At 71.7% G+C, this 26,139-nt stretch carries 16 protein-coding genes; 3 read left to right on the forward strand and 13 right to left on the reverse strand.

Features of this window, described 5'->3' with window-relative positions:
* Window positions 1-90 precede the first annotated feature (90 nt).
* On the reverse strand, window positions 91-1,350 hold the full coding sequence (locus IEY73_RS24540) for an amidohydrolase (RefSeq protein ID WP_189081664.1): 1,260 nt from the start codon (window positions 1,348-1,350) through the stop codon (window positions 91-93).
* Window positions 1,351-1,569: 219 nt separating this feature from the next.
* Entirely contained in the window at window positions 1,570-3,126 is a 1,557-nt protein-coding gene (locus IEY73_RS24545; protein ID WP_189081665.1) for an acyl-CoA mutase large subunit family protein, read from the reverse strand.
* Between the two features lie 197 nt (window positions 3,127-3,323).
* Between IEY73_RS24545 and IEY73_RS24550 the strand changes: the two genes are divergently transcribed.
* Together IEY73_RS24550 and IEY73_RS24555 are read left to right on the forward strand one after the other, a co-directional pair.
* On the forward strand, window positions 3,324-5,276 hold the full coding sequence (locus IEY73_RS24550) for a serine/threonine-protein kinase (protein ID WP_189081666.1): 1,953 nt from the start codon (window positions 3,324-3,326) through the stop codon (window positions 5,274-5,276).
* 27 nt (window positions 5,277-5,303) lie between these two features.
* Window positions 5,304-6,968, forward strand: a complete 1,665-nt coding sequence (locus tag IEY73_RS24555) for a phospho-sugar mutase (RefSeq protein WP_189081667.1) — start codon at window positions 5,304-5,306, stop codon at window positions 6,966-6,968.
* Here the strand turns inward: IEY73_RS24555 and IEY73_RS24560 are convergent.
* From IEY73_RS24560 to IEY73_RS24570, 3 genes are all read right to left on the reverse strand, one after another.
* Entirely contained in the window at window positions 6,965-7,651 is a 687-nt protein-coding gene (locus IEY73_RS24560; protein WP_189081668.1) for a GOLPH3/VPS74 family protein, read from the reverse strand. The two genes, IEY73_RS24555 and IEY73_RS24560, sit on opposite strands and share 4 nt — an antisense overlap.
* A gap of 139 nt (window positions 7,652-7,790) precedes the next feature.
* Complete coding sequence (locus IEY73_RS24565; RefSeq protein WP_189081669.1) at window positions 7,791-11,210, reverse strand: bifunctional glycosyltransferase/CDP-glycerol:glycerophosphate glycerophosphotransferase; 3,420 nt, start codon at window positions 11,208-11,210, stop codon at window positions 7,791-7,793.
* Window positions 11,203-13,392, reverse strand: a complete 2,190-nt coding sequence (locus IEY73_RS24570; protein WP_229716118.1) for a bifunctional glycosyltransferase/CDP-glycerol:glycerophosphate glycerophosphotransferase — start codon at window positions 13,390-13,392, stop codon at window positions 11,203-11,205. The genes IEY73_RS24565 and IEY73_RS24570 overlap by 8 nt, the downstream gene beginning before the upstream one ends.
* A 109-nt stretch (window positions 13,393-13,501) precedes the next feature.
* Between IEY73_RS24570 and IEY73_RS24575 the strand changes: the two genes are divergently transcribed.
* The gene (locus tag IEY73_RS24575) at window positions 13,502-14,029 is read left to right on the forward strand and encodes an acyltransferase (RefSeq protein WP_189081670.1); all 528 of its coding nucleotides are present in this window, start codon (window positions 13,502-13,504) and stop codon (window positions 14,027-14,029) included.
* A gap of 75 nt (window positions 14,030-14,104) precedes the next feature.
* On the opposite strand, the gene IEY73_RS24580 is transcribed toward IEY73_RS24575, so the two are convergent.
* From IEY73_RS24580 to IEY73_RS24615, 8 genes are all read right to left on the reverse strand, one after another.
* Window positions 14,105-15,388, reverse strand: coding sequence for a nucleotide sugar dehydrogenase (locus IEY73_RS24580; RefSeq protein WP_189081671.1), 1,284 nt, complete (start codon window positions 15,386-15,388; stop codon window positions 14,105-14,107).
* Window positions 15,385-16,980, reverse strand: coding sequence for a glycosyltransferase family 2 protein (locus IEY73_RS24585; protein WP_189081672.1), 1,596 nt, complete (start codon window positions 16,978-16,980; stop codon window positions 15,385-15,387). The genes IEY73_RS24580 and IEY73_RS24585 overlap by 4 nt, the downstream gene beginning before the upstream one ends.
* Window positions 16,977-18,446: a glycosyltransferase family 4 protein gene (locus IEY73_RS24590; RefSeq protein ID WP_189081686.1), complete on the reverse strand. Its 1,470-nt coding sequence runs from the start codon at window positions 18,444-18,446 to the stop codon at window positions 16,977-16,979. Before IEY73_RS24590 ends, IEY73_RS24585 begins: the two co-directional genes overlap by 4 nt.
* Before the next feature lie 67 nt (window positions 18,447-18,513).
* Complete coding sequence (locus IEY73_RS24595; protein ID WP_189081673.1) at window positions 18,514-19,524, reverse strand: Gfo/Idh/MocA family protein; 1,011 nt, start codon at window positions 19,522-19,524, stop codon at window positions 18,514-18,516.
* On the reverse strand, window positions 19,521-20,627 hold the full coding sequence (locus IEY73_RS24600) for a DegT/DnrJ/EryC1/StrS family aminotransferase (RefSeq protein ID WP_189081674.1): 1,107 nt from the start codon (window positions 20,625-20,627) through the stop codon (window positions 19,521-19,523). The genes IEY73_RS24595 and IEY73_RS24600 overlap by 4 nt, the downstream gene beginning before the upstream one ends.
* Before the next feature lie 132 nt (window positions 20,628-20,759).
* On the reverse strand, window positions 20,760-21,239 hold the full coding sequence (locus IEY73_RS24605) for a hypothetical protein (RefSeq protein ID WP_189081675.1): 480 nt from the start codon (window positions 21,237-21,239) through the stop codon (window positions 20,760-20,762).
* Window positions 21,236-23,761, reverse strand: coding sequence for a glycosyltransferase (locus IEY73_RS24610; protein ID WP_189081676.1), 2,526 nt, complete (start codon window positions 23,759-23,761; stop codon window positions 21,236-21,238). Before IEY73_RS24610 ends, IEY73_RS24605 begins: the two co-directional genes overlap by 4 nt.
* A gap of 19 nt (window positions 23,762-23,780) precedes the next feature.
* Entirely contained in the window at window positions 23,781-25,898 is a 2,118-nt protein-coding gene (locus IEY73_RS24615) for an acyltransferase family protein (protein ID WP_189081677.1), read from the reverse strand.
* Between the last annotated feature and the right edge of the window lie 241 nt (window positions 25,899-26,139).

Here is a 26,139-nt window from a genome sequence, read left to right on the forward strand (position 1 = left end):
TGTCCGACCCGAAAGTCCAAGATCGACGGGGGCGGGCGCGCCCCCGGGGGCGGGGGTGGGGGGCGGGGGTGGGGGGCGGGGGGGGCGGGGTCAGAAGGCGCCTGTTGCCACGGCCGCCAGCGCCGTGTGCACCATGACGCGTACGCCGTATCCGATGCAGCGCTCGTCCACATCGAAGTTTCCCTGGTGGAGGTCGTGCTTGACGTCCGAGCCCGGCTTGCCGGTGCCCAACCGGATCATCGCGCCCGGCACGTGCTCCAGATAGAACGAGAAGTCTTCGCCGCCCATGCTGATCTCGGCCTCCACCACGCGGTCCGCGCCCAGGGCCGCGCCCGCCGCCCCGGCGATCACCGCCGACGCCATCCGGTCGTTGATCACCGGTGGCACGCCGCGGGTGTAGCGGACATCGACCTCGGCGCCGGTCGCCGCCACCACGTCGCGGATGAGCTTAGTGATCAGCTCGGGCGCGGTACGCCACGCTTCGCGGTTCAGGATGCGGACCGTGGCGCGGGCGAAGCCGGAGCCCGGGATGGCGTTGAACGCCTCGCCGGCATGCACCGCCCCCCAGACCATGGAGACCCCGGCGCGGGGGTCCACCCGGCGGTCCAGCAGCGCCGGCACGTCCACGATCACCCGGCCCAGCGCGTGCACCAGGTCGGCGGTCAGGTGCGGGCGCGCGGTGTGCCCGCCCGGTCCGGTGAGCACCGCTTCGACGGTGTCGGCCGCCGCGGTGAACGGTCCGGAACGGACCCCGACCAGGCCGGCCGGCAACTGCGGGTAGCAGTGCAGCGCAAAGATGGCGGCGACGTCCGCGAGCGCACCGGCCTCGATGACCTCGGGCGCCCCCGACGGTACGCACTCCTCCGCCGGCTGGAAGATGAGCCGCACCCGTCCGGGCAGTTCACCCTGCTGTTCCAGTTGCGCCAGCGCCAGGCCCAGGCCGAGCAGGACCGTGGTGTGCACGTCGTGGCCGCAGGCGTGCGCCACGTTCGGCACGGTCGAGCGGTACGGCACGTCCTTGGCGTCCTGCAGCGGAAGCGCATCGAGGTCGGCACGGAAGGCGACCACCCGGTCCCCGCTGCCGATGTCGCAGATCAGCCCGTTGCCCTTGGGCAGCATCCGTGGGCTGAGCCCGGCGACGGTCAGCTCGCGGGCGATCATCGCGGCGGTCTCGAACTCCGCGTGCGACGGCTCCGGATGCGCATGCAGGTGACGGCGGATGGCGATCAGCTCCGCCCCGCGCGAGGCCAGCCACCGGTCGAGCTGCCCGGGCAGCGGGTCGGCACCTGGCGGAGGGCCGGGGAAGATCGCCATCTCGGCGCCGTCCGGCGTCGTCAGAGCACTCGTCACGTCGATTTCTCTATCGCTTCTCGTCGTTCTGCCAAATCCGTAACGCGCGACAGCGTAGCCCCCTTTTGGTGACGCTGCGCAACCTCATTCGATCACAGCTCCGCACCGCGGGATTACCGCTACACGCAGCGAGATCTCAGTTACAAGTGAACGTTCTCCTCACCATTCCCCGTCAACGATCGACCGAACGTAAAGTGACGAGAACTCACCATTGCCGGTTCAGAAGCGTTCCACCGGTTGGTGTACGCCCCACACGTCACGCAGCGCGTGACACACCTCCCCCACGGTGGCACGCAGCCGCAACGCCTCCCGCATCACCGGCAGCACGTTGTCGGTGCCCGCCGCGGCGGCACGCAGGCGATCCAGTGCACCGCGTACCGCGTCGCCGTCCCGGCCGGCACGCAGTTCGGCCAGGCGGGCGGCCTGGTTGGCCTCGATCGCCGGGTCGACCCGCAGCGGCTCGTACTTCTCCTCGGTCTCGCTGACGAACCGGTTCACGCCCACCACCACCCGGTCGCCGCCGTCGATGTCGTTGGCGATGCGGTACGCCGACGCCTCGATCTCCTGCTTCTGGAAGCCCTGCTCGATGGCTTCGACCGCAGACCCGTACGCGAAGACGCGTTCGATCAGCTTGGTGGCCGCGCCCTCGACCTGGTCGGTGAGCGACTCGATCGCATATGAGCCGGCGAACGGATCGACGGTGCCGGTCATGCCGGTCTCGTAGGCCAGCACCTGCTGGGTGCGCAGCGCCAGCCGGGCGGACTTCTCGGTAGGCAGCGCGATCGCTTCGTCGTACGCGTTGGTGTGCAACGACTGAGTGCCGCCGGCCACCGCGCCGAGGGCCTGCAGCGCCACCCGGATCAGATTGACCTCGGGCTGCTGGGCGGTGAGCGCGACGCCCGCGGTCTGGGTGTGGAACCGCAGCATCATGGACTTGGGATTGCGGGCGCCGAACTCGTCCCGCATGATCCGTGCCCACATGCGCCGGGCGGCACGGAACTTGGCGATCTCCTCCAGCAGCGTGGTGCGGGCGACGAAGAAGAACGACAGTCGCGGCGCGAAGTCGTCCACGGCCAGCCCGGCGTCGATCGCGGCGCGGACGTACTCGATGCCGTTGGCCAACGTGAACCCGATCTCCTGGGCGGGCGTGGCGCCGGCCTCGGCCATGTGGTAGCCGGAGATGGAGATGGTGTTCCACTTCGGAATCTCGGTGCGGCAGTACGCGAAGGTGTCGGCGACCAGGCGCAGCGACGGCTTGGGCGGGAAGATGTACGTGCCGCGGGCGATGTATTCCTTCAGGATGTCGTTCTGGATGGTGCCCTGCAGGTCGGCCGGCGACGCACCCTGCTCCTCGGCGACCAGTTGGTACAGCAGCAGGAGCACCGATCCCGGCGCGTTGATCGTCATCGAGGTGGACACTTTGTCCAGTGGGATGCCGTGGAACAGCCGGCGCATGTCGTCAATGGAGTCGATGGCCACGCCGACCTTGCCGACTTCACCGTGTGCGATCGGGTCGTCCGAGTCGTACCCCATCTGCGTGGGCAGGTCGAACGCGACGGACAGGCCCATGGTCCCGTTGGCCAGCAACTGGTGGTAGCGCGCGTTCGACTCGGCTGCGGTGCCGAAGCCGGCGTACTGGCGCATGGTCCACGGCCGCTTGGTGTACATGGTCGGATAGACGCCGCGGGTGTACGGATACTCCCCCGGCGCGCCGATCTCGCCCGTCGCGGGCGTGTCATAGACCGGCAGTATGTCGAACCCTGATTCAGCCTCCACGACACAATCCTAAAGCCCTAAAGTGTGAGGGAATTGGCACAGCGCGCCCCAACGGATCAACACTGAGCACCCGCGCCATCACGTTCGGTCGAGATGCGGTAAAACACTGGGCCAGCGACTTTCCCAAACCGACCCGGAAGCGGCAAGATAGCCGGGTTGGTCTCGCCCTCTATTAGACCCCCTCGGTGGCATCTCACGTGACTCAGATTCCGACCTGGAGCAGTGGCAACACCGCTTCGACCAGCGGACGCGCGGCACCTGGCACGCTCATCGGCGGGCGCTATACCTTGCGCGCCGCGGTCGGTCACGGCGGCATGGGCACGGTCTGGCGCGCTGCGGACACCCTGCTGCGCCGGGACGTGGCCATCAAGGAGGTGGTGCTGCCACCCGGACTGGCCCCCAGCGACCGTGACGCGATGTATGAGCGGACGATGCGCGAGGCGCGGGCCGCGGCGGCGCTCCAGCACCCGGCCGTGGTGCAGGTCTACGACGTGGTGCATGAGAACGGCCGCCCGTGGATCGTGATGGAGCTGCTGGACGCCCGCAGCCTGGCGGACATGGTGATCGAGGACGGGCCGCTCGCGCCGCGCGTGGTGGCGAAGATCGGCGTCGCGCTGCTGGGCGCGCTGGAGGTTGCGCACGCCCACGGCGTGCTGCACCGCGACGTCAAGCCGGCGAACGTGCTGATCTGCTCGGACGGCCGGTGCGTGCTGACCGACTTCGGCGTCGCCCGGATGCCCACCGACGTGCAGCTCACCACCCCGGGCATGGTGCTCGGCTCACCGCACTTCATCTCTCCGGAACGCGCCATGGGGCACGAGTTCGGACCGCCCAGCGACCTGTTCTCGCTCGGTGTGACGCTCTACACAGCGGTGGAGGGGCGGCCCCCGTTCGACAAGGGCGACCCGATCGAGACGATGCACGCCGTGGTGGAGGATCCGCCCACGCCGGCGCAGCGCGCGGGCTCGCTGACCCCGATGCTGATGGGCCTGCTGGAAAAGGACCCGGACCGTCGCCTCGACGTGCAGACCGCACGCACGATGCTGCGGCAGCAACTGGCCGGCCCGCTGGCCAGCAAGGCGCCGCCGCACATGATGACCGATCCCTACTCGGTGGTGCCGAGCCAGCGTCCACCCGCGATGGAGACCCAGCCCATCCCGAAACCGACGCCGAGCGGCAAGATCGGCGGGTCGGCGATGCTGGCGCCAGGCGACTCGCTGAGCGGCCACCTCGCCAAGATCAAGTCCGCGGCGACCGGCCTCGGCCGACGGTCGAACGGCAACGATCAGCTCACCGAGACGATCGCCGGCCAGTCGGCGCTGGGCGAGCCGACCCGTGCCGGGCAACCCTCACCCGCCCATCCGACCAGCGGCGCCGGCGGGGACACCACCGCGGTGGTTCCGCCCCGGGAACGGTGGGACGGCGCGCGCGCGGCCCGCGAGCCGTGGCACAGTGCCGCCGCCCAGTCCCCGGCCAACCGGCGCAAGGCCAAGCTGGACGATGCCGTACGCACCGCGCGAGAGACCGGCGACCGCCTGGTCACCACCGTCCGGGGTTGGCCGCGCAACCAGCAGTTGATCGCCGCCGCCGGCGCGCTCGCCGTGGTGGTGCTGCTGGTGCTGGTCTTCACGCTTCCCGGCGGCTCCGACGACACCGGCACGCCGGTGGCCGAGCCCAGCGCTTCCGCACCCGCGGCGGCCACCTTCCCGACGCAGGTCTACCAGGACCGCGGCATCACCGTGAACGTGCCCCAGGAGTGGGAGCTGAAGACCGCCAAGAAGGCTAGCTGGGTGGACTACGCGGACCCCCAGGACAGCAAGCGCAAGGTCCGCATCCTGGTGGAGAAGGCCGGCGGCACCCCGGTGAGCTTCCTCGAAATCGCCGAGAAAGGCCTCAAGACCCGGTCGAGCAACTGCCCCGACCCGTACCAGCGGGTGGATCTGCGGCAGGAGAAGATCGACGGCCGCGACGGCGGAGTCTTGGAGTACACCTGCGGCAACGGACCGTCCGCCCGGCACGGCCTCTGGGGCGCGGTGATCGCGGACGGCAAGGCGTACTCCTTTTACCTGACGACGAAGGAGTCGCAGTTCGCCGACAGCAAGCCGGTGTTCGACGAGATGATCACCAGTTACCACCTGCAGGCATCCTGACCGTTGCCGCCGTGCTATCCACTCAGCATGGCTTCTGAAGACCTGCGTGCCCGCGCGACGGCGTGGCTGGCCGACGATCCGGATCCGGCAACCCGCGCCGAGATCACCACCCTGCTGGCGGGGCTGCCCAGCACCGCCGTCGAACTCGACGACCGGTTCTCCGGCACGTTGACCTTCGGCACCGCCGGCCTGCGCGGCCCGCTGCGCGCCGGACCGAACGGCATGAACCTGGCCGTGGTGACCCGGGCCGCCGCTGGATTGCTGGCCTGGCTCGGCGACGCCGACGGGCCGCTGGTCATCGGGTACGACGCACGGCACGGCTCCCGGGAGTTCGCCGAACGCACCGCCGCGGTGGCCACCGGCGCGGGCCGGGAGGCCCTGCTGCTGCCCCGACCGCTGCCCACGCCGGTGCTGGCCTATGCGGTGCGGACGCGGCAGGCGGCGGCCGGCGTGATGGTCACCGCCAGCCACAATCCGCCGCAGGACAACGGCTACAAGGTCTATCTCGGCGCCGCCCTGGGCGGTCCCGGCGGTGCGGGCGCGCAGATCGTGCCGCCCGCGGACGGCGAGATCGAGGCGGCGATCCAGGCCGTGGGTCCGCTCGCCGAGGTCCCGCTGGGCGGTCCGGGCAGCATCCTCGACGAGGGGATCGTCGAGGGCTACGTCCGCGACGCCGCCGCCACCGTCCGGCCCGCCGGTGCGGAGCTGACGGTGGCGTACACGCCGCTGCACGGGGTGGGCGGCCCGGTGCTGGCCGCCGCCTTCGCGACGGCCGGATACGCCGTGCCGCGGGTGGTGGCCGACCAGGCCGAGCCGGACCCGGAGTTTCCCACCGTCGCCTTCCCCAACCCGGAGGAACCGGGTGCGATGGATCGGCTGCTCGCCCTGGCCGCCGATGCGGACGCCGACCTGGCCGTGGCCAACGACCCGGACGCGGACCGCTGCGCGGTCGCGGTGCCCCGCGCGGACGGGCGGTGGACCGCGCTCACCGGCGACCAGCTCGGCGTGTTGCTTGCCGACCGGCTGATGCGGCGCGGAACGCCCGGCACGTACGCGACAACGATCGTGTCCGCGACGATGCTGCGCAAGATGTGTGCCGCCGGCAACCTGCCGTACGCGGAGACGCTGACCGGCTTCAAGTGGATCGTCCGCGGCGCGACGGATCTCGCCTTCGGGTACGAGGAGGCGCTCGGATACTGCGTCTCCCCGGAACTGGTCCGTGACAAGGACGGCATCACGGCGGCGCTGCTGGTGGCGGAGACCGCCGCGGAGCTCAAGGCGGAGGGCGGCTCACTGGCCGGCCGGCTGGCCGAGCTGGAGACCGAGTTCGGGGTGCACCACACCGCGCAGCTCGCGGTGCGGGTGGCGGACCTGGGGGCGATCACCCGGGCGATGACCCGGGTGCGGTCGGCGCCGCCGGCCACTCTGCTCGGCGACCGGGTGCACGACGTCGAGGACCGCCTCCCGGACGCCGACGTGCTCACGCTGCGCACCACACGCGCCCGGGTGGTGGTACGCCCGTCCGGCACCGAGCCGAAGCTCAAGGCGTACCTGGAGGTCGTTGAGCCGGTCGGCGCGGACGGCCTGGACGTCGCCCGCAACCGGGCGGCGGAGGCGGTGGAGCAACGGCTGCGACCCGAAGTGGCCGCCGCCCTGGGTCTGTCGGACGGCGGCCACTCGGGCAGCGTCTAGGCCTGCGTGCGCGGCGTGCCCAGGGCCGCGCTGATCGCCCGGCCGAGCGCGACCACGACCAGCGCGACGCTCGGCCGCACGATCGAGTCCTCCAGATCGGCGGTGCCCGCGAAGCCGGCCCCGCTGGCGATCTGCTCCAGCCGACGGTGCGCCCGCTCGGCCTCATCCGGTGGCAACCGCAGCGCCGGCTCCATGCGCGCCGCGGAGAGCAGCGTGGCCAGCGCCGCCGTACGGTCGTCCGGCGGTTCCTCGGTGATCAGCGCCTCGGCGAGCCGCTTGCGGATCTCCGCCTCGTATGCCGGGTCGGTGGTGGGGTAGCGATGAACGTGGATGTAACCCATCTGGGTCTCGTCCACGTCGTGCACGACGCCGCGGGTCACCAGATCCTCCAGCACCCGGGTGCGCAGCCGGTGACGCAGCCGTTGCACCCACTGCGCGGGTGTGTGCGGGTCGTCCGCGGCCGCCTTGGCCAGCACGGCGTCCGCGATCGGATCGCCGGTCGGCGTCGGGTCCACGACCTTGAGATAACCGTCCACGTACGCGACCCGGCTCGTCAGCGCGAGATCGACCAGCACGGCTGCGGCCATGGCCAGGTCGAGCCCGATGCGGGAACCGGTCGCCTTACCGGTCTGGTCGTCGTAGGCGAGGAGGAGCAGTTCCTCGGCGAGCGGGATGGGGGTCATGGTTACGAAGATAATCGTCCGACGGTAGTCAGTCGCCTCGACCGGTCGGGAACTTATCGGCTTGTAATGCCGGGGCAGCGCGACGAGTCCGGCATCTTCCGCATAAGGGCGGACGCCATTGTCCGGCCTCCACAAACGGTTACCGAGCGTCGCGCAAACCACTACGGCCGCTCATCGCGATCTCGCGTCCTCCGGCCGTCATCAACCAGTCGACCAGACGCGCCGCGGCCTGTCCGTCACCGCCGGTTCGATGCGTCTCCGCGAAGGCCGCAGCGGCACCGGCATGGTCGGCGGCGAGTGACGACAGGTCATGCATCGCCGCCGCGACGTCCTCCGAGGTCCGCAGCACCGGGCCGGGCGCCGCCTGCGCCAAGTCCACGTTGAGCCCCGGAGACGCGGCGAAATCGGCTTGGTCCGGCACGAAGAGCACCACCGGCCGGCCGGTGATCGCGAAGTCGGCGAGCAGTGCCGAATAGTCGGTGATCAGCACGTCGGTGGCCAGCAGCAGCTCGGAGACCGAGGGGTATCCGGAGACGTCCAGCACGCCCGGCGCCAGACCCATCACGTCGTCCGCCAGGCCGGGATGCCGACGGGCCAGCAGCTCGTAGCCCGGCGGCAGGCTCGCCACCACGCGCGGCAGGTCCAGCAACCGGCCCGGGTCACTCCACCCCCGCTTGCGCAGATCCATCGGGCGGCGGGTGGGCGCGTACAGCACCAGGCGGGTATCGCCCGGCAGGCCGAGCCGCCGCAACACCTCCGCGCGTGCGGTCTCGGCGTCCGCGGTGACCAGCAGGTCGTTGGCGGGCCGGCCGAACTCCAGCACCTCGCCGTCGAAGCGCAACTCCTCGCGCAGCACCGGGGTCGCCGACGGCCCCGGCGAGGCCAGCGCCGTCCAGCTCGCCGCGTCCGACTCGATCTGGTCGATCAGCTCGCGGCCCAGCGGGTGCGCGACCGCGCAAGCGCCGAACCGGGCCACCGGCCAGCCGCCACCCAGCCGCAACACGACCTGCCCCTGCGCCGGGGTGAACCAGCGCGGCAGGTCGTCGTTGGCCACCACCCATCGGCTGGTGGCCAACGCCGCGTACCAGGCGGCAGTCTCGTAGGTGACCGGCGCGGCGCCATCGGGCACCGGCTGGCCGCGCTCCACGGTCCACAGCGCCTCCGGGGCGTCCGGCCGGGAGCGCAGCTCGGCGAGCACGGCGGCCTGGTCGTCGACGAACCGGCGTCCGGACGCGCCGTCGAACAGCACGACGTCCCGCAGCGGAGCGCGGCCGGTCGCCGGGAAATGCTCCGCCCGCATCCGTTCCTGGGCGGCCGGGTCGCGTTGCGGTACCTCGACGGTGATGGTGGCCCGTTCACCGCCGGCCGGGCGCAGCACGCTGCGGGCGCCACCGGGCGCCACCGCCGACGTGGGCAGCGCGGTCCGGACGGCGTCGGTGAAGCCGATCGGGCAGGTCGTCTCGTGGTGGTGCCCGGCGGCGCGGAACGAGAAGTCCCACACCCCGGCGGTCAGCGGCAGCGGCCCCGCCAGGCTGGGCGCCGCGGACGGGTCGACCAGCACCTGCCAGCGCCCGTCGGCGGACCGCAGCGGGAAGGTGACGTCCCGCCGCCGGCCGCGTAACCGCAACACGAGCCGGCCGTCCACCGGTTCCGGGGCGTCCCCGCGCAGCAGCAAGGCACCGCCGGTCTGCCACTGCGCGTCGGTGACCACCGGGCCGGCCGGCCGGGTGCAGAGGGCGACCAGTCCGCTCGCGGCGACGGTGGTGTAGACCTCGTCGGCACCGACGACGGTCCGGATCTGCCGGTAATCGTCGTCGGCGATCAGCGCGACCGCCTTGTCGCCGATGCTGATGTCCACGCCGAAGCGCTGCGCGAACAACCCGCCGGCGTGGTTGTCGGTGTGGTCGTCCAGCGCGATGCCGGACAGCGGCAGACGGGCGGTGAACGCGGGGCCGTGCGGGCCATCGGTCACCTCGGCGACCACCGAGCGGACCACCAGCCCCCGTGCGCGGTTCAGCGCGATCCGCACCGGGGCCTTCGGGCGGGCCCGCAGCCGCCCCTCCAGCACCAGGTCGTCGCCGTCGCGGCGGCTTCCAGTGAGCCATCCCGCGGACTTGGTCACCTTGATGCGCAGGCGGCCCTTGACGATCGCCGGGCTGACCCAGACGCCCGCGTCGACACGCTGGCGGGGCATCGGCGCCGTCCAGTCGTCGGGCACCCGCAGGCCGTCGCGGCGCACGCCGATGCCGCGGGTCGCGGCGACCGCGACCGTCCAGGTGCCGCCGCGCCAGCCGGCACGGCCGCGCAGCGCGGACGGATTGAGTTCGATGGTGAAGCCGCTTGCCTGCTCGGCGGGGCTGCCCGTGGGCTCGCGATGCGGCCGGGCGCGCAGCGGAACCTTCCGGCCGCTGCCGTCGGCGGAGAGCCAGAGCAGCCGCAGGCCGAAGCGGGACGGCACGCTGCCGGGGACGTACGCGTGACCGGTCACGACCAGCTTCCCGTCGCGCCACTCCATGCGGCGTACGGCCGATTCCAGCCTGGGCTGCGCGGGCGGCTTGACCACCGGCCGGAAGTCCTGGTCGATGAGCTCGATCAAGTCGTCCACCCGGCGGTCCCGGATGGCCTGCCACTGCGGACGCACCCGTGCGGGCTGCCGGTCCACGGCACCGGGGTCGACCGCCGCGATGTATGCGGTGGCCAGATCCAGGAAGGTGTCGCGGAACTCCGGCGAAGCGCCCGGCAGATATTTCAGATAGCTGCTGAGCTTGTCCCAGATCGCCTGTTCTTCGTAGATCCGGCGCAGGTCGTGATGCCCGGACTCGGTGAGCAGGTCACGGGTCAGGTTGACGGAGAAGAACCGGTCGACCATGTTGCGCAGGTCGTTGTCCGACTGGGTGATCGAGCGGACGGCGCCCTCGCGGACCCGCCAGAAATACATCGGCTCGTTGACCACGGCGACGCTTGTCGCCCGCGCGTGCGCCGGCACGGTGACCGGCACGTCTTCGAAGAGCCGGCCCACCGGGAACTCGAATCCGTGCGCGTCGTAGAACGAGCGGCGGAAGAGCTTGTTCCAGATGGTCCGGTCGCGCAACAGCCGGTGGTTCTGCGAGACGTGCGTACTCAGCCGGGTGGAGGTGATCGCTGCGTTGTGCGGGTAGCCGCTGTAGTGGCCGCGCGAGCTGTACCGGTGCACGCCTCCGCTGGCGAAGTCGGCGCCCTCGGCGTTCAGCGCCGCGACCAGGGTCTCGTACGCGTGGGCGGCGAGGATGTCGTCGCTGTCGACGAAGGCGAGGTATTCGCCGGTTGCGTACGGCAGGCCGTTGTTGCGCGCCGCGCTGAGTCCGGCGTTCTCCTGGCGGATCAGGGTGAACCTGTCGTCGGCCGCGGCGAACTCCTCGGCGATCGGCACGCAACCGTCCGTGCAGCCGTCGTCGACCATGACGACCTGCAGGTCGCGGTATGTCTGACTGCGCAGCGAATCCAGGCAGTCCCGCAGGAACGGCTCGACGTTATAGATCGGCACGATGACACTCACCAGCCCGGGAACGAGCTCAGGCATCGAGGTGCACCCTCCGGTCCGCAGTAATGGGTAGGTTCTCTTTCAGGAAGACCCGTCGGACGACCCGCTCGGCGGCGTGGCCGTCTTCCAGGGCACAGAATCTCTCACGGAAGCGCCCCCGTGCCTCGGCGGCGGCCTCGTCGTCCACCGCGCCGGTGCGGAAGGCCTCGACCAGGTCGTCGAACGTCCGGGCGAAGACACCGGGCGGGTGCGCCGCGAGATCGAACGTGACGCCACGGACCGCGGTGTAGACCTCCCAGTCGGGCGCGAAGATCACCAGCGGCTTGTCCAGCACCGCGTAGTCGAACATCACCGAGGAGTAGTCGGTGATCAGCACGTCGGCGGCCAGGTAGAGCGTCTCGACCGAGCCGAACGACGACACGTCGACGACGCGGGGGTGCTGCGGCGGGAACCCGACCCCGTCGTAGAAGTAGTGGCCGCGCAACAGGATCCTGGTCTGCGGGCCGAGCGCCTCGGCGAGCGCGTCGACATCCAGCACCGGGGTGAAGGTCGCGTGCCACTCGCGGTGTGTCGGGGCGTACACCACCACCCGCTCGTCCGGCTCGATGCCCAGTTCCGCGCGCGCCGCGGCGACGTCGGCGGGGGTGGCGACGGCGAGCCGATCGTTGCGCGGATAGCCGGTCTCCAGGGTCTCGCCCTTGATCGGGAACTGCCGTTCCCACAGCAGCGTGGTGTGCCGGTTCGCGGTGACGCTGAAGTCCCACTTGGCGATGTTGCGGCGCAGCCGCTCGGCGTTGTAGCCGACCGTGGAAGCGGGATATTTCGGCTGGTCGAGGCCCATCGTCTTGAGCGGCGTGCCGTGGTGCGTCTGCACGTGGACCGAGCCGGGACGCTTCACCACATCCGGCGGGAAGGTGGCGTTGTTCACCAGGTACTTCGCCCGTGCGATGGCGCGCAGGTAAGCCCGGCTGCCCGGAGTCACCGAGGGCACACCCTTGGGCAGCGACTTGCGGCGCTCCGGCTTGACCACCCACACCCCACGGACGTGCGGTGCGAGTTCCTTGGCCTTCTCGAAGACCGCCGCCGGGTTGCAGGCGTAGCCGCGGTACCAGTACGCCGCGTAGACCGCGAGGTTCTCATCGATCGGGCGACGCAACTGCCAGCGGTAGTACCAGCTCAAGAAGCGACGGCGCGCGGCGCCCTTGACGCTGGCCGGTGCGTTGCGGACCGCGGTCCGGGCGCCCGCCAGCCCGCGGCTCGCCGCGCTGAACGCACGATAGGCGGCGTACGAGTCGGCCGCGATCAGCCGCTGCCGCCGACCGCCCGCGCTGGCGGCGTGCTTGCGCACCAACGCGGACAGCTCGGCGAAGAACGCGCGACGGCCACCGCGCGGAACCCGCCGCTCGTCTTCCATGATCTTGAGGAGTTCGGTCACCGCACGGTCCAGCGCACGGCGTCGCACCTTCGGCGCGGCCGCGGACACCACCGGCAGGGACAGCGCGTAGTCCCACTGCGCGACGGCGTCGGCGTGTCGCGGCGAGCGGGTGGTGCGCAGCGAAGGCTCGCGATCGAAGCGGCGGATGTAGCAGGCCGGCGTGAAGGTCGCGGTCGTCTCGGCGCGGGCCAGCACGGCGTACGCGAAGGCGATGTCCTCGTACCAGCCGGTGCGGAACTCGATGCCCGCGTCGAGCAGGAACTGCCGCCGCACCACCAAGGCGCCCAGAGTCGGCGGCCAGCGGGTGAGCGCCTCCGCGCCGCTCACCGCCGTGCCCGGCGTGCGCCACGGCCGCACCGTCCGCTTCCAGTTCTCCCGGGCCGTGCCGACCACCAGCACGTCGGGCTTGATCTCGCGCAGTTTCGCTTCGATCGCGGCCAGCGCGCCCGGCACCACCCGATCGTCGCCGTCGACGAACCAGACGTACTCCCCGGTGGCCCGAGCCAGCCCGGCGTTGCGGGCCGGTCCGGGCCCGGCGTTCGCCTCCAAGTGCACCACGGTCAGGCGCGGCTCGATGGCGGCACGCTCGTCGAGCACGACACCGCAGTGGTCGGGGGACGCGTCGTCGACGCCGATGACGTCCGCGCCGCCAGTCTGCTGCTGCCGAAGAAGCGAGTCGAGGCATTCGTCGAGATAGCCCTGCACGTTGTGGGCGGGCACCACGACACTGATGAAATTCGGCTTGGTGAAATCCGGCTTGGTGATATTCGGCATGGGTTGGGGCACAGACCATCCGCGCGATGACGAGAAGGGAGCCGTCAGACTAACACCAGCCAACACGCCGACATGCCCACCCCGATTTCGGTGACGGTCCCGGAGACGAGAGACTGCCCACATGCAGACCACCCCGGGCACCGCCGGTCCCGCTTTCGTGCATCCGTCCGCCGACGTCGAGGAGGGGGCGAACGTGGGCAACGGCACCAAGGTGTGGCACATCGCGCACATCCGCTCGTCCGCCACCGTCGGCGAGGACTGCGTGATCGGACGCAACGTCTACGTCGACGCCAACGTCGTGGTGGGCGACCGCGTCAAGATCCAGAACAACGTGTCGGTCTATCAGGGCGTCACCATCGAGGACGAGGTCTTCGTCGGACCGTGCGCGGTGTTCACCAACGACCTGCGGCCACGCGCGCAGAACCCCAACTGGGAGATCACCCCGACGCTGGTGCGCCGGGGTGCGTCCATCGGCGCGAACGCGACCCTGGTGTGCGGGATCGAGGTCGGCGAGCATGCGATGGTGGCCGCCGGCTCGGTGGTCACCCGCGACGTGCAGCCCTATCAACTGGTGGCCGGCAACCCGGCGCGCCCGCGGGGCTGGGTCGACGAGAAGGGCAATGTGGTCTCCCGCGAGACCACGCGCTGACGGCGGCGCCGTCCGGAGACCGGCACCGGCCCACCCCCGGACGGCCCACCCCCGGACGGCTCAATCCCGGACGGCTCAGCCGCCGATCACGATCCGGCGGATCCCCGGCAGTCGTTGCTCGTCGGTGATCCGCCGGCCGTCCACGATCACCCGCACACCGGGCAGGTCGTCCGGCGTCAGGTTGCGGTATTCGACGTGGTCGGCCTGCACGACCGCGGACGACACCGGCTGGCCCGCATGCGGGGGCAGCCCGAGCGCGGTCAGCTCCTCGGGGGCGTACATCGGATCCGACACGTACGGGTGGGCACCGCGCCGCGTCAATTCCGCCACCGTCGCGAAGACGCCGGAGAACGCCGTCTCCTTCACCCCGCCCCGGTACGCGGCGCCGAGCACCAGCACGCCCTGCCCCCTCAGATCGCCCACCGCCGCGGCGAGCAGGTCGACCGCGTACGCCGGCATCAGGGCATTGGCCTCCCGGGCCGCCCGCACGACCGTCGCCGAGGGGTCGTTCCACAGGTAGAGCCGCGGATACACCGGGATGCAGTGGCCGCCCACCGCGATGCCCGGCCGGTGGATGTGGCTGTACGGCTGGGTGTTGCACGCCTCGATCACCAGCTCGACGTCCACGTCGATGGTGTCGGCGTAGCGGGCGAACTGGTTGGCCAGCCCGATGTTCACGTCGCGGTAGGTGGTTTCGGCGAGCTTGGCCAGCTCGGCGGCCTCGGCCGAGCCCAGATCCCACACCCCGTTGCCGCGCGCCAGATCGGGCCGGTCGTCGAAGTCGAGCACCGACTCGTAGAAGCGCACGCCCTGCTGCGCGGACGCGGCGTCCAGACCGCCCACCAGCTTCGGGTATTTGCGCAGGTCGGCGAAGACCCGGCCGGTGAGCACCCGTTCCGGGCTGAACACCAGCGCGAAGTCGCGGCCGGCGACCAGGCCCGATCCCTCCGCCAGCAGCGGCGCCCAGCGGTTGCGGGTGGTGCCGACCGGCAGCGTGGTCTCGTAGCTCACCAGCGTTCCGGGGCGCAGCCCGCGCGCCACATCCCGGGTCGCCGACTCCATCGCGCCGAAGTCGGGCGCGCCGTCGCCATCCACGAACAGCGGCACCACGATGACCACCGCGTCGGCCTCGGCGACCGCCGCGGCGGTGTCGGTGGTGGCGCTCAGCAGTCCGGCGCCGACCGCTTCCTTGAGCCGCACGTCCAGGTCCGCCTCGCCGGGGAACGGCGCCAGCCCTTCGTTGACCATGCGCACGGTCGGCTCGGAGACATCCGCCCCGATGACCGTGTGGCCCTTGGTGGCGAACTGGACCGCCAGGGGCAGCCCGATCTTGCCCAGGGCGACGACGCAAACCTTCATCGAGAGACCTTTCTGGCTCGCGGCCGAAGCCGCCGGACCAGACCGGCGACCAGGCGGCGGGGGGTGATCGGGGTGACGACGAGCATCAGGCGACCCTGGCGGTCGCGTCGGGCCCGCACCGTGAAGTACCGAACCCCGCGGCGGAAACGCAGGCCGGCGCCGGTGACCCGAGCGGGGCCGGGGAGGTCCTGGACATGCTCCGTGCCCAGGGTGGTGTGGACGAAACGGATCCGCTGGGGGCCGTCGGCCACGGCCAGGCCCCGGGGGTCGAACTCGGCGCGCACATCAGTGCCCGGACCGACACCGCCGGCCCGCTCGCCGTCGGCCTCCGCGAGGTGCAGGGCGGCCCGCGCCGGGCCGGCGGTCATCTGCGGCGGCGCCACGCTGACCGCGCCCAGCTCGGGAATCGGGCTACGCACGCTCACCACCAGAACCGGGCGGCCGTCAGCGGCCCGCTCGGTGGTGATCGCGTTCAGCTCGGGCGGCCCGATGCGCTTGCGGACCAACGCGGTGATGTCGAACCACGCCTGCGCGAAGCCGCGGTCGGGATCGCGGAAGCCGGGCAGTGCGGCGTAGCACCGTTGGCCGTCGGCGACCATCGGCGACAGGCCGTCCCGCAAGTAGTGCCGCACGACCGCCCGCAGGTCGTCCAGACTGCCGAACTGGGCCACGCTGAGCGGGATCCGGCGTTGCACGTCCAGGCTGGCGCGCATGGGCTCGGTGAGGTACTGCTCGGCGAGTTTGCGCACGCCGTCCTGCACCAGACGCTGCTCCTCGGCGTCCGCGTCCAGGAAGCGCTCGCCGAGCAGCTTGCCCAGCTCCCAGGTGAAGTGCCGGCGGTGCACCCGGGCCAGCGCCTCCGGGTCGGTGATCACATCGGCAGCGGTATCCATGATCACCGCGGTGGAGTGCACGAACCCGGACAGCGAGGTGCGGTAGGTGATGTTGCTGGCATCGGTGCGGCGTACCGCGTAGTAGAAGTCGTAGTCCTCGCCGCGCACCGCGATGCGGCGCGCCGCCGCGACGGCGCGCAGGGTGAACGGCTGATCGCTGCCGGACCGCAACTCCTCCGGGAAGCGAAGGTGATGCTCCTCGATCAGGGAACGGCGGAACAGCTTGGTGTTGGACAGCGCCCACGGCAGCGCCGAGTTGACAAGCGTGAGGTCGTCCCGGTCGCGGGCATACACGGCCTGGTTCACGCCACGGCCGCCGACGCCGACCAACTTGCCCAGGACGATGTCCGCGTCGCGCTCGTCGGCCACCCGGACCAGACGTTCCAGGGCCTGGTCACCGAGATAGTCGTCGGCGCCGAGGAAGAACACGTACCGGCCGCGGGCGACCTCCAGCGCACGGTTGCTCGGCGCCGCCGGCCCACCCGAATTCGCCTGGTGGATCACCGTGACGGTGCCCGGATGACGCTCGGCGTAGCGGTCCAGTTCGGCCGCGCTGCCGTCGGTCGAACCGTCGTCCACCGCGACGATCTCCAACCGATCCGCGCCGAGGGACTGTCCCAGCACCGAATCCAGGCACTGGGACAGGTACGGCATGGTGTTGAAGACCGCGACCACGACGGTCACGTCCGGGGTGCTCATTCGGCCAAAACCCTCCGGTACACCCCGTCCAGCACTTCCGCTTGCGCTCGCCACGTCCATCGGTCGAGCAGATCCGGCTTGTCGTACACGGATCGATAGCGTTCCGGATCTTCCAGCACCGACGCAACCGCCCGCACATAGTCGTCCAGATCCTCGGCGCGGAACACCTCGCCCTGCCCCGTCGACTGCACCGTCCGCGACATCGTACGGACGTCGCTGACCACCAGCGGAAGGCGGGCGTGTGAGTACTCGAAGAACTTCGTGATCAGGGCGATCTCGTGGTTCGGCCAGTGGTGGATCGGAATGACGCCGGCGTCGGCCCCGGACAGCAGCGGCACCACATGCCAGTGCGGAACGTACGGCAGCAGGTGCACCCGGTCCGCCACGCCCAGTTCCTCGGCCCGCTTCACCAAGCCGGTCATGTACGCGCCGGTGGGCCGGTTCACCACCAAGGCCACGTGCACCCCGGGTTGCCGGGGCAACGCCTCCACCATGATGTCCAGACCGCGCTGCTGCGCGGCAGCCCCGCTGTAGATCAGCAACGGCGTGTCCGGGCCGACGCCGCACAGCGCGCGCAGATCCGGCGCCGGTTCGCCGTCCGGCGCGGCACCGGGATCGTCCGGGGTGTTCAGTACCACCGCGGGCAGGTCCGGCAGGCCGTGCGCCTTCTGCAACATGCCGGCGAGCTCGTCGGAGACGGTGGTCACCGCGTCCGCGTACCGCGCGTGCTCCCGCTCGTGGGCCATGTGCGCCGGCAGCCAGCGCACGTGTTCGGACCAGGGCCGGATGCCGGGCAGGAACTCGTGCGCGTCCCACACCAGCTTCACGTCCCGGCCCTTTGCTCGCGCGCGCAGCTTGGCGCGAGCGCCGACACCGAGCATCCGGAAGTCGTTGGCGTGGATCAGGTTGGGCGCGAGCTTGTCCACCACCGGGCCGAGCGCGAGTTCGTAGTCCCACAGCGCCGGTTCCAGCCGACGCCAGGCGCGGTCGCCGCGGACGGTCAGCCAGAACCACGTGTAGAGCCGGTCCACCGGGGTATCCAGCTTGCGGCGGTCATGGCGCCACTTCTCGTTCTGCTCCCGGCGCAGGCGCACCCACCGCCGGGTCACCCGGGCGGCGAACGACTCGGCGCGCAGCGCAACCCGCCGCAGCCCGGTGGGTCCGGCCGCGCGCCGCAGCGCCAGATCCGCCCGCCAGGCCCGAACCTCCTGGGTCCGGTACGCGCCGACGCCGTTGGCCGGGTACGCCAGCGGCGCGGACAGCCAGTGCCGACGGAACTCGTGCGGGCGCTTGGCCAGCGGCATGGGGACCGGCACCAGGCGAACCTGCGCCTGCCCCAGGGTCCATTCGTGCTTGTGCCCGTCCGGCGAGCGGCCGAGCAGCGTGACGTCCCAGCCCGCCTCGGCCGCGGACCGCGCTTCCTTCTGCACGCGGGAGTCGCCGTGCACGCCGTTGTCGACAAGCATCACCACCCGGCGGCCCGCGCGCCCCGCGGCCGGGTCTGCGCAAACGCGGTCGCCGCCGCGGCTCGGGTCAGCCGACACGGGACAGTCCGCACGGCACGACCGCGCCGGAACGCGCCGACTCGATGACCGCGGCGGCCACCTCGACCGTCCGCAGCCCTTGACGCAGAGTGACGATGTCGGCGGACTCGCCGGCCACCGCGTCCCGGAAGCGCTCGTGTTCGACCAGGAGCGGCTCGCGCTTCGCGATGGCGTACCGGATCATGTCGCCCTCGGCGACGCCGCGGAACGCCCGCAGCGCCTCCCATTCGGTGCCGACCGCGGCGTTGGCATAGAACGTCAGGTCGGCGGTGAGCGTGTCGGCCACGAAGCAGCCGCGCTCGCCGGTGATCACCGTGGACCGCTCCTTCATCGGGCTGAGCCAGTTGACCAGGTGATTGGCCACGATCCCGCCGTCCAGCGCGGCGACCACCGAGACCATGTCCTCATGCGGGCGCCCGCTGCGGGAGACGGTGCGGGCCGCGACGTCCGCGTACTCCCGGCCGGTCACCCACGCGGTCAGATCGATGTCGTGCGTGGCCAGGTCCATCACCACGCCGACGTCGGAGATGCGGCCCGGGAACGGGCCCTGCCGACGCGTCACCACTTGATAGACGTCGCCGAGCTCTCCGGCCTCCAGCCGGGACCGCAGGCTCTGCAGGGACGGGTTGTAGCGCTCGATGTGCCCGACCGCCCCGATCAGCCCGCGGCTCTCGAATGCGTCGACGAGCCGCTGCCCGGCCTCGGCGGACGGCGCCAGCGGCTTCTCGATCAGCGCGTGCACGCCGGCCTCCGCCAGGCGCAGCCCGACCTCCTCGTGCATCGCCGTCGGGCATGCCACGACGGCGTAGTCGGGACGCGTCTCCAGCAGGCGGTCCAGGTCCGGCAGGATCGGGACGTCGTGCGGTGCCCCGGTGGTGGCGACCGGGTCCAGCACGCCGACCAGGCCCACTCCGTCCAGCGCGTTGATCACCCGGGCGTGGTTGCGGCCCATCGCGCCGAGCCCGATCAGGGCCGCGCGCAGTTGACGCGGCCGGCTCATGCGGACACCGCCGCGTCGTTCACCGCGTCCGCGATGCGGTCCAGTTCGGCGGTGGTCAGCCCGGGGTAGACCGGCAGCGACAGCACCTCACCGGCGGCCCGGTCGGTCTCCGGCAGTTTCCACTCCCCGACCGTCCGGTCCGCGGCGAGGAACGGCCGCAGGCGGTGAATCGGCGTCGGGTAATAGACGGCACTGCCCACGCCCCGGTCGGCGAGCACGGCCTGGGCCGCCGCGCGATCACCGGGGACGCGCACCGTGTACTGGTGGTAGACGTGCCGCGCGCCGGTGGCCACCGCCGGGGGCCGCACACCGGTCAGCCGCGCGTCCAGATGGGCGGCGTTGTCCCGGCGACGTTGCGTCCACTCGGCGAGTTGGCCGAGCTGGACACGCCCGATCGCGGCGGACACGTCGGTCATCCGCATGTTCGCGCCCACGATCTCGTTCTGGTAGCGCTGCTCCATGCCCTGGTTGCGCAGCAGGCGCAAGGTGCGGGCGAGGCCCTCGTCGGCGGTGCTGATCATGCCGCCTTCCAGGGAATGCATGTTCTTGGTCGGATAGAAGCTGAAGCACCCCGCCACGCCGAAGGCGCCGACCGGGGTGTCGCCGAGGGCCGCGCCGTGCGCCTGCGCGGCGTCTTCGACGATCGCCAGGCCGTGCGCCTGCGCGAGCGGCACCAGGCGGTCCATCGCCGCCGGGTGGCCGTACAGGTGCACCGGCATGACGGCGACCGTGCGCGGGGTGATCGCAGCCGCGACGGCGTCCGGGTCGAGGCAGAAGGTGTCCGCCTCGATGTCGGCGAAGACCGGAGTCGCGCCGACGAGCCGGACCGCGTTGGCCGTGGCGGCGAAGGAGAACGACGGGACGATGACCTCGTCCCCCGGGCCGAAGCCGAGCGCCATCAGCGTCAGTTGCAGCGCGGAGGTGCCGGAGTTGACCGCGACGCAATGCCGGCCCCCGACGAGCTCGCCGAATTCGCTCTCGAACGCGGCCACCTCGGGCCCCTGCACCACCATGCCGCTGCGGAGCACGCGGACCGCGGCGTCGATCTCAGCCTGGCCGATCACCGGGCGAGCCGGCGGTATGGCGCCGTCGCTCCCTGCCATGGGCTTCCTCCTGAAAACCTGAATACCGATTGTCGGCACCCGGCAGGCTCGCGTAATGCGGTCATCACGAACCAGTTACCTGCATGTAACCCGGGTGGCGGACGACACAGTACCGCAGGGATCTCACTTTCATCACTCTCGGTGGAGAACGTCCGGCCGACTCGCCGAACGCGGCAGGACCACCCGGTCGGGTTCCCGTCCGGGCGCCGTCCGGGCCTCCGCCAACGCACCGACCACGAGCTGGTGATGCTCGGCGGCGGCCAGCCGTTCGGTCTCCACCGCGGCGAGAATACGTCGCTGATCGTGTTGCACGGTCTCCATCCGGTGCGTCACCATCCGCACCTGTTCCAGCACCGCGGCGCATTCCGCGAGCAGCGCCCGCTGCCGCTGGTCCGCGGCCCGGTTCTGCCGCTCGGCAAGCGCCTGCACCCGGGTACCCAACCGGCCCACGGCACGGCCCAGCCGATGGACGCCGGCCAGCACCGGAAGGCCGACCAGGCCGGCGGCGGCGAATGCGACGGGCAGCAGCCCAACGGCCGCGGCGACCGTCACCGCGACCATGAGCGCGGCAGCGGCCAACACGACGCGGGGTGGCCGGCGACGGATGTTCATGTGGTGACCTCCAGCGGGGAGCGTTGCACGAGCGCCGTCATCAACTCCGCATAGCGGGCGTGACTCCAGGTCCGCTCCACCCGGTCCTGCGCGGCGCGGCTCTGCGCCAGGAACAGGTCCCGGTCGTCGCGGTAGCGCTCGATCACGGCGGGCACATCGGCGGCGTCGCAATAGACCGCCGCGTCACCGAACGTGTCGCGGAAATGCGGCGGCAGCACGGCCACACAACCGGCGGCGAGCGCTTCCAACACGGCCCGGCCGAACGCCTCGACCATGTCGGGATGCGGGTAATAGACGAAGAAGTCCAACTGGTGCAGGAAGCTCCGGACGTCCACCTGGTCACGTTGATAGACGCACCACGAGGACGGGATCTCGCCGCCGAGCACCGCCCGCGCCGCCTTGGCGCCGCCCATGAACCGCACGTCCACGCCGCCGTCGCCGGGATAGACCCGCAGCAACGTCTCCCGGTCGGCGGGCCACTTGGTCCAGTGGTCGCGGGAATGCTTGCCGAGAACCGGGCGAGTGGACCGGAAGCCGGTCCGGTCGATGCGCCAGCGCCGCGCGTCGATGATCCCCGGAATGTCGAACGGCGCGATGGCGCCGCCCGGAAGGTCACCGGCGATCTCCGCACGCACCGCGGGCCCCTGCGGGCACCACAGCGGTTGCACGCCGAACAGCCGCCGTGCATGCGCGGCGCAGGTGGACGGCACATAGCGCCAGTCGCGTCCGTCGCGTTCCCGGGGCGCCTGGTTGGCCAGGATCACCACGGCGCCGGCGGAGATGGCACTGGGCTGGTCGGGCGCGAACTGCACCACCGGTGGGTACCGGATCATCAGCACCGCCACGTCCACCTCGTCGGTCAGGAACACCTGCTCGACCACGCCACGGTCGAGCAGGTCGACGATCGGCGGGCACAGCGCCCGCGGCGCGCGGGACATGAACCGCAGCGCCTCCAGGTGCATCACGGCCACCCGCATGCCGCGCGCGGTGAGCGCCCGGATCTCCTCCAGCATCGACTTCTGCGGACCGCCGTAACGGCACCAGTCCCCGGCAAACACCACGTCGTAGCGGGGGCGCGGACCGCGAGCGCCGGCGATGTGGCGCGGCGCCCGGAACGCCCGGTCGACGGCGTCGCGCGGCCGGTACGGGTCGGCCGCGCCGGAACGGATCCGCTCATGCCACGACGTGTACGCGTCCACGTACGCCTTGCGAGCCGGATGCGCCCAGCCGACCCGGAAGTCACCCCGCGACAGGGAACCGGGGGCGAGCCTGATCAGCGCGTACGGAATTTCGTACAGGTGACGCACCGCCGCCTCGCCGAAGGCGGCCTTGATCCGGTACATGTACTCCGAGTCGGCCGCCTTGCGCACCGTGTCGAAGAATCCGATCCGGTCCATCACCGGCACCCGCCGGAACATCAGCGACGAGGTGTTCAGCCGCCGCGGCTCCGCCCGCCCGGCACGGGTGATCTGCAGGTTGCCGGTCAGCACCAGACCCATCGAGGTGGTCGCGGCCAGCTCGGGTTCGGCCAGCAGCGGCCCGGCCTGATGCGCCAGGCGACCGGGATGTGACCAGTCATCGGAGTCCTGGAACGTGACGAACTCACCGGCCGCCGCGGCCAGTCCGGCACTGCGTGCCGCGTACGTGCCGGCGTTGACCGCGCACCGCACCAGCCGGACCCGAGCGTCCAGCGCCACCGCCTCGCCCAGCACCGAGTCGAATTCCCCCGGCGACCCGTCGTCCACCACCAGGACTTCCAGATTGGTCCAGGTCTGCGCGAGCAGCGAGCGCACCGCGGTGCGCAGGCCCGGCCCCGGCCGGTACGCGGTGAGGATGACCGAGATCAACGGACCGGCGACGGCGGTGCCGCCGCGCCCGCCGGTGACCCGGTCGAAGGGCTCGCCGCCGGGCACGCCGGCCCTCGCGAACGTCACGTCGCCGGGTGGCAGCAAAGCGCGCAGTGCGGCGAACCAGGCGTCCTCATCACCGCCGGGATCGGCGACGAACGGATTGGCGAGGTCGATGCGCACGTTGCGCCGGACCATGTCGGGCAGGCGCGGATACACCCCGAGCAGGTGCCGGACCCGGTCGTACGCTCCGGTGCACAGCGCGAGTTCGCAGTGCAGCCCCTGGTAGCCGGGCGAGATCCGGTCCGGCCCGAACGCGGCGATGATCAGGTCGAACAGGGCGACCGCGTCGGCCAGATCGGTCTCGTGCAGTTGCTGCAGCGCGATCACCCGCGCCAGCTCGGCCAGATCGTCCGGAAGGGTGTGGCCGAGTTGACGGCGCAGCCAGTCGACATCGCCGGCCCGGGCCGCCGCGAGGAGCTCGTCGAGGTCGCCGCGATCGGCCATGGCGGCGCGGGCGAGCACCGCACGGGCATCCGCGGAGCGCATGCGCAGTGCCGTGGCGGCCAGCGTGCCGGGTTCCCGGCTGCGCGCCACCGTGACGTAGTCGTCCAACAGCCGGGCCGGATGCTTCTGCCCCGGCGGGTCGTCGTGCATGGTGCCCTGTCTCCTCATCACATCGCTCCCGGCCGGATCAGATCGCCGGGAGGGCCCGGCCCAGCAGCGGCGCGAGCAACGTGGCATAGACCGTGGTCAGATGGTGTGAGTCGCGGTAGACGAGCACGTCGTCCACGATCACCGGGCAGGATGTGGCGCACAGCCACGGCAGCGGCTCGATCACCGTGATGCCGCGGCCCGGCGCATCGGCGGCTACCGCGCGCCGCACCGGCAGCCCGCGCAGCGCCGCGTCGCGACGCACCGCACACGAGCCGACCCGGTCCGGATGAGCCGCCAGGCACTCGGGGGCGTCCTGCTCCAGGAAGGGGGTGTCGGCGACCCAGGCGACCCGCGCCCCGGTGGCCCGCAACGCGCCGAAGGTGCGCGCCCACGCGGCGCGCCACTCGGCAGTCGCGTCGGCACCCGACGATGCCCCGTGCGGACGGGACGTCTTCAGGCTGGAAGCCACGACCACCAGGTCCGGCCGCAGGGTGCGCATGGTGTCGATGGTGTTCCGTCGCCACGTGTCACATTCGGTGTACGCCCGTTTGTACGTCGTCTGATACACCGTGGCGTCGGCCGCGGTGCAGGCGCTCTTGGTGAACGGGCGCAGCCGCCAATGCCGTTGCCGTGCCAGCAGCTCCAGCGCCGGGAACCACTGGGCGGCGTGCGAGTCGCCCAGCAGCGCCACCGTCACACGCCCGGTGGGATCCCCGTAGACGCAGCGCGCCGGGGTCGCGGTCGCCGCGAAATCGAGATGGCATCCGTCCCGGTAGAGCCTCGGGCGGTCGCTCGCGGCGTGGTCCAGCGACGGCTCCAGATTCGCCGGCACCGAGCCGTCCGGGTCGGCCGCGGCGACGGCTGCGGCCAGGGCAGCCCCCGGATCGGGGCCACGCAGACCGGCGCGTAGATCCGCTGCGGCGGCCCCGACCGGAACCGGCGGCGGCGCGGTGGCCGCGAGCAGCGCCGCGGTCACGGTGACCGCGGCCAGGCCCAGGCCGAACGCGACCCCGCGCAGCGGCGGCCGGCGCAACCCGACGCGACGCCGGAGCGGATCCTCGACCAGGTGGTACGTGCCCACGGCGAGCGCCAGGGCGGCGGTCGCGAGCAACACTGCGGTGACCGGGTCGGCGGTCACACCCAGCGCCGCCGGGGCGATCAACAGCATCGGCCAGTGCCACAGGTACCACGAGTAGGAGTACCGGCCGAGATGCTGCATCACAGCCAGCCCCAGCAGCCCGTTGTCCGGCCCGGCCAGGCCACCCGCGATGACCAGGGCCGCGCCCAGCACCGGGAGCGCCGCCACGTATCCGGGGAACGCGGTCCCCTCGTCGAAGACCACCGCGGACGCCAGCACCGCGGCCAGGCCCGTCCAGACGAGCGGGCGGGCAATGCGGCGCGGCAGGCGGGCGACACGCACCGAGGCGAGCGCGATCAACGCGCCGATGCCCAGCTCCCAGACGCGGGTGTGCGCGCCAAAATAGGCCCACGGCGCGGACCGGTCCGTCTCGGTGACGCTCAGGACGTACGAACATGCGATGAGTGACGCGAGGACGACGAGTGCGGCGCGGTGCCCCCGGCGTACCGTGGTGATCAGGATGATCGCCGGCCAGACCAGGTAGAACTGCTCCTCCACGGTGAGCGACCAGAAGTGCTGGAACGGCGACGGCGCGGTGGCGGCCAGATAATCGGTGCCGTCGAGCGCCAGGCGGATGTTGATCCAATAGGTCGCCGACGCGGCCGCATCGTGCGCGTACCCGACGAACTGCAACGGCGACAGCCACAGCCAGGCGCCCGCGAGGGTGGCGAGCAGCACCACCGTGGCGGCCGGAAGCAGGCGCAGCGCGCGACGGGCATAGAAGGCGGTGACCGAAATCGTGCCGGTGCGCAACCGTTCCCGGACCAGCAGGTCGGTGATCAGGTAGCCGGAGATGACGAAGAAGACGTCCACTCCGACGTAACCGCCGCCCAGCCACGGCACTCCGGCGTGGTTGAGCACCACCAGCAGGACGGCGACCGCGCGCAGGCCCTCGATGTCGGGGCGGAATCCGCTGCCGCGGGGGCGACCCGCGCGAGTACGCCGATGGACGCCGGGCCGTCCGCGACCGCCCGGTACGCGCTGCGGCGCGACGGTCGCCGTGGCATTCGCAGTCACGTCGGCTGTCACGTCGCTGAAAACGATCAGACCCCGACCGGGTTATTCTTTTGTCACCTTATGCCCGTTTAAACCCCACCCCACACCCGCACCACGCCTCGCGCCCCTTCGCGCCCCGTGCGCCCCTCGCGCCCCTTCGCGCCCCGTGCGCCCCTCGCGCCCCTGCGCCCCTGCGCCCCTGCGCCCCTGCGCCCCTGCGCCCCTGCGCCCCTGCGCCCCTGCGCCCCTGCGCCCCTGCGCC

Source organism: Mangrovihabitans endophyticus, assembly GCF_014646155.1.
GTDB lineage: Bacteria > Actinomycetota > Actinomycetes > Mycobacteriales > Micromonosporaceae > Actinoplanes > Actinoplanes endophyticus.

What these genes read in the sequence shown, in the direction of transcription:
- IEY73_RS24555 (WP_189081667.1), top strand. Translation starts at nt 5,304, where the DNA reads ATGGCTTCTGAAGACCTGCGTGCCCGCGCGACGGCGTGGCTGGCCGAC.
- IEY73_RS24560 (WP_189081668.1), bottom strand. Translation starts at nt 7,651, where the DNA reads ATGACCCCCATCCCGCTCGCCGAGGAACTGCTCCTCCTCGCCTACGAC.
- IEY73_RS24565 (WP_189081669.1), bottom strand. Translation starts at nt 11,210, where the DNA reads ATGCCTGAGCTCGTTCCCGGGCTGGTGAGTGTCATCGTGCCGATCTAT.
- IEY73_RS24575 (WP_189081670.1), top strand. Translation starts at nt 13,502, where the DNA reads ATGCAGACCACCCCGGGCACCGCCGGTCCCGCTTTCGTGCATCCGTCC.
- IEY73_RS24580 (WP_189081671.1), bottom strand. Translation starts at nt 15,388, where the DNA reads ATGAAGGTTTGCGTCGTCGCCCTGGGCAAGATCGGGCTGCCCCTGGCG.
- IEY73_RS24585 (WP_189081672.1), bottom strand. Translation starts at nt 16,980, where the DNA reads ATGAGCACCCCGGACGTGACCGTCGTGGTCGCGGTCTTCAACACCATG.
- IEY73_RS24590 (WP_189081686.1), bottom strand. Translation starts at nt 18,446, where the DNA reads ATGCTTGTCGACAACGGCGTGCACGGCGACTCCCGCGTGCAGAAGGAA.
- IEY73_RS24595 (WP_189081673.1), bottom strand. Translation starts at nt 19,524, where the DNA reads ATGAGCCGGCCGCGTCAACTGCGCGCGGCCCTGATCGGGCTCGGCGCG.
- IEY73_RS24600 (WP_189081674.1), bottom strand. Translation starts at nt 20,627, where the DNA reads ATGGCAGGGAGCGACGGCGCCATACCGCCGGCTCGCCCGGTGATCGGC.
- IEY73_RS24605 (WP_189081675.1), bottom strand. Translation starts at nt 21,239, where the DNA reads ATGAACATCCGTCGCCGGCCACCCCGCGTCGTGTTGGCCGCTGCCGCG.
- IEY73_RS24610 (WP_189081676.1), bottom strand. Translation starts at nt 23,761, where the DNA reads ATGAGGAGACAGGGCACCATGCACGACGACCCGCCGGGGCAGAAGCAT.